Annotated in this window: 5 protein-coding genes; 2 read left to right on the top strand and 3 right to left on the bottom strand. The window is 47.2% G+C overall.

Translation table 11 applies throughout. The features are described 5' to 3' along the window. The first annotated feature begins 583 nt into the window (after positions 1-583). Positions 584-802: a hypothetical protein gene (locus tag DFR77_RS12540; RefSeq protein ID WP_003691731.1), complete on the top strand. Its 219-nt coding sequence runs from the start codon at positions 584-586 to the stop codon at positions 800-802. A gap of 16 nt (positions 803-818) precedes the next feature. Here the strand turns inward: DFR77_RS12540 and DFR77_RS12545 are convergent, their stop codons facing one another. The 3 genes from DFR77_RS12545 to DFR77_RS12555 form a co-directional block, all read right to left on the bottom strand. Then, positions 819-1,178: a hypothetical protein gene (locus DFR77_RS12545; protein ID WP_003694117.1), complete on the bottom strand. Its 360-nt coding sequence runs from the start codon at positions 1,176-1,178 to the stop codon at positions 819-821. After that, positions 1,179-1,718 (bottom strand): Panacea domain-containing protein, encoded by a 540-nt coding sequence (locus DFR77_RS12550; protein WP_113852164.1) that lies wholly within the window; start codon positions 1,716-1,718, stop codon positions 1,179-1,181. It abuts the gene before it with no gap. Between the two features lie 159 nt (positions 1,719-1,877). After that, entirely contained in the window at positions 1,878-2,582 is a 705-nt protein-coding gene (locus DFR77_RS12555; RefSeq protein WP_003702453.1) for a S24 family peptidase, read from the bottom strand. Positions 2,583-2,709: 127 nt separating this feature from the next. Between DFR77_RS12555 and DFR77_RS12560 the strand changes: the two genes are divergently transcribed. Next, the gene (locus tag DFR77_RS12560; RefSeq protein ID WP_223169978.1) at positions 2,710-2,925 is read left to right on the top strand and encodes a helix-turn-helix domain-containing protein; all 216 of its coding nucleotides are present in this window, start codon (positions 2,710-2,712) and stop codon (positions 2,923-2,925) included. The last annotated feature ends 86 nt before the right edge of the window (positions 2,926-3,011 follow it).

A 3,011-nucleotide genomic window follows, 5' to 3' on the forward strand; every position in this document is an offset into this window, starting at 1 on the left:
GCCCGCAGCATTCACCGTTTCGCCGTGCCGTTGCCCCGCTTTGAAGTTCGATACTTCATCGCTTTGTGCTATCCCCGGCTTGGCAGATATAGCTTCGGGCGGTTTGTTTTCCAAAGGGTTGTTTGTTTCGATGGGTGTAGTTTAGTAAACACTTAACATCTAGTCAAGTAAAATGTTTAGTGATTATTTAATAAATACTGAACATTTTGATTATTAAAAGAATTTATTTTTGAGATTTCGCAGGCGCAAAAAAAACCGCCTATTAAGGCGGTTGTTTAGGAAAGAATGCCCTCTGCGCGTGTAGGGTATTTCGATACTTGCGTTTATTATATCATATGATATAATAAACTCATAGATTAGGAAATGAAGAAACCCCGTATCAGCCGATACGGGGCAACCTGAAAGAGAAAGGAGGCAATGTGATTAAGAAAATCCTAATCTGTGTGATTTTGTATTTCCTTGCAAGCTCCCCAGCGTGGTAGGGAAATACAAAACAAGTGATTAACGATTAACCATTTGCAGGGCAGTTAAGGAGGCTGCCCTTCCTCTTATCTTTCCCATACTCTACTATAAGGATTTAAAAATGGCAAATTCCAACAGCGGGCATTCTAAAAAATTGCGCGCGGCAACGGCGGCGGCGGCGACAAAGGCAAAACTGGCAAGCGGCGAATACCGGCAGTTTTCAGTGCAGGGGCGTGCCGAAGACGTGGAGCTTATCCTTGCCGCCGTGGAAAAAGCCGGGGGCAGCCGCGTACAGGCTTTGGCAAAGATTTGCAGGCGGTATCTCGAGGGGCTGTCTTAAGGGGGGTAAGACAAGGTTATTTGGGAATATCGGGCAGGATAAAAGGCGGGTGTCTGTCAAAACCGATGATTTTGATAAAGCCGTCGCAAAGGGTATAGTGAAGGATATAGGCGGATGTCAAATCGCCATACCTGCCGCCGTTGTATTTGGGAATGCCGATGTGATAGTGCCAAAGGTTGTGCCGTTGGGCAAATCGGACTTTTTCCAGCCATTTAGGATCGTCTGCCGGTACGTTGTCGCTGGATTTGTTCCTGCCGGGTAACCCTGATAAGCCGTTCTGTTGGACGTGTGCGATAAATTCCGCAATTTTTCTGCGGTCTTCTTTGGGGTAGTTTTTCAACGCTCTTTTGAAGTCTTCGCCAAGCAGCACCTGCATTTACTGCTCCAACCATTTTTCCAAGTCGTCGGCGCTGTTGAAATGCGGGACGCTGACAAAGCTGTCTTCAACGGCTGTTTTGAGTTTTTCAAGATTGAAATTGTAATCCGTCTGCGGCAGCGCATGGCGGAAATATTCCCCCATCAGCGCAATCCCTATGACTTCGCCCTGCCGGGTCTGTATCCACGGCGCTTCCTGATGGGTTTTATTGCGTAATGCCCAAGCGGTGTAGCAGCCCTGCTCTTTACGGACACGGTTGAGGACAACCAACTCTTCGTCCGCATATTTGTCCGGTTCGATATGGGCCGCAGGCAATGGGCTGCCGCCGTATTTTTTGTAGGTGCGGTAAATGCAGGGGACTACCGGACCGTGCTGCCAGTGTTCGATATTTTCGGCAAACAGGGGGCGGTTAAGTATGGCAAGGGCGTAGCCTTGTGCGTAATACAGGAGTTTTTGAAGTTTGAGATTGGAGATTTGCTCCCCGTCCTCTTCTTCAAAAGGGGAAAGGAAGAAATCTGCCACGTCGTACGCGTTCAGCATTTTCTGTTTCCGTTGTTATTTTTCTGTATATTAAGGCCGCCGGTCCATTATTTCAAGAAATAATTTGTGCAAATTATCCGGTATCGGCAGGCTGTCCGCGCCGTCGGCATATCGGGCGGATATATTTGAAAAATACTTGCCCTGCCGTTTCAGACGGCATCAATCCAACACGCTCCACCAAAATACCCTGCCGATAACGGACAGGCTGTCCAAAGGGGCGGTTTCGTCGGGATAGAAGCCGCTGTTGTGGCTGCGTATCAGCACGCTGTTGCCGGGCTGCCGTATCAGGTATTTGACGCGGAACATGCCGTCTTGGGCAAAGGCGTATATTTTGCCGTCGCGTATGGCGGTTTCGCCCGTATCTACGGCGATTGCCGCGTCTTCTGCGATTTTTTCCTCCATGCTGTCGCCGGTCAGGGTGCAGCAGAAGACGTTGTCGGGGTTGATGCCTTTGCGCCTTAACGTTGATTTGCCGAACGGCAGGCGGTAGCCGTTGTAGTCGGGGATTTCATACGCGCCCGCCCCGCCTTTGAAGCAGCTCTCTTTGAGGTAGGGGACGAAAACATAATCATCGTCGGGCAGCGGGTCGTTACTGCTCCACATCATCGGGCGGTGGATGTCTTTGACTTCGTGCGGCAGGTCGGGGTTGATGAGGACGGGCGTTGGTTCGCTCGGAACGGAATCCAAGTACAGACTGCCCATCCCATATTCTTCTTCAAGCCGTCTGCTTACCTTTTCGCCAAAAGATGCTTTACCGCTCATCAATTGAGATAAAAGGCTTTTGTCTTTAACCGGCAACTTTTTATTTTCAAAGAATCTTTTTAAATTATCGATACGGATGGCCTTCAGATCTCTATTAGTCATTTTCGCGCTCCATTCAGATTGGGATTCAATTTTATTTAGTTTCTGCTAAACAAACAAATATTAAATTTTCTTGCCTATGCGTTTAATATTTGCTAAACTCATTAAATATTTACGGTGAAACTACAGAATGACTCATTCAGAATTTATTAAAACGCTGTCAGAACAGCGTGGTGCAAAAACGGAATACGCTAAAAAACTTGGCTTATCCCTGTCTTTTCTATGGCAGATAGAAAACGGACGGGCAGTAACGCCAAAGCGTCTTTATAAAGACGTTATGTTGTTGACAAAAAATAAGGTTTCTATTTCTGAATTAATTTCGGAGTTCAGGGTTTGTCCCAAATAAAAAGCCCGTCGGGTCAGATGTTAATTGATATAACCGAATTGAAGCGGAAGTCATCCGCAATTTACCGGAAAGGAAAAAAATGAAGA

The organism is Neisseria gonorrhoeae (assembly GCF_003315235.1).
GTDB lineage: Bacteria > Pseudomonadota > Gammaproteobacteria > Burkholderiales > Neisseriaceae > Neisseria > Neisseria gonorrhoeae.

Excerpts from the sequence above, each read along its gene's own strand:
- DFR77_RS12550 (WP_113852164.1), bottom strand. The coding sequence starts at position 1,718 with ATGCTGAACGCGTACGACGTGGCAGATTTCTTCCTTTCCCCTTTTGAA.
- DFR77_RS12540 (WP_003691731.1), top strand. The coding sequence starts at position 584 with ATGGCAAATTCCAACAGCGGGCATTCTAAAAAATTGCGCGCGGCAACG.
- DFR77_RS12555 (WP_003702453.1), bottom strand. The coding sequence starts at position 2,582 with ATGACTAATAGAGATCTGAAGGCCATCCGTATCGATAATTTAAAAAGA.
- DFR77_RS12545 (WP_003694117.1), bottom strand. The coding sequence starts at position 1,178 with ATGCAGGTGCTGCTTGGCGAAGACTTCAAAAGAGCGTTGAAAAACTAC.
- DFR77_RS12560 (WP_223169978.1), top strand. The coding sequence starts at position 2,710 with ATGACTCATTCAGAATTTATTAAAACGCTGTCAGAACAGCGTGGTGCA.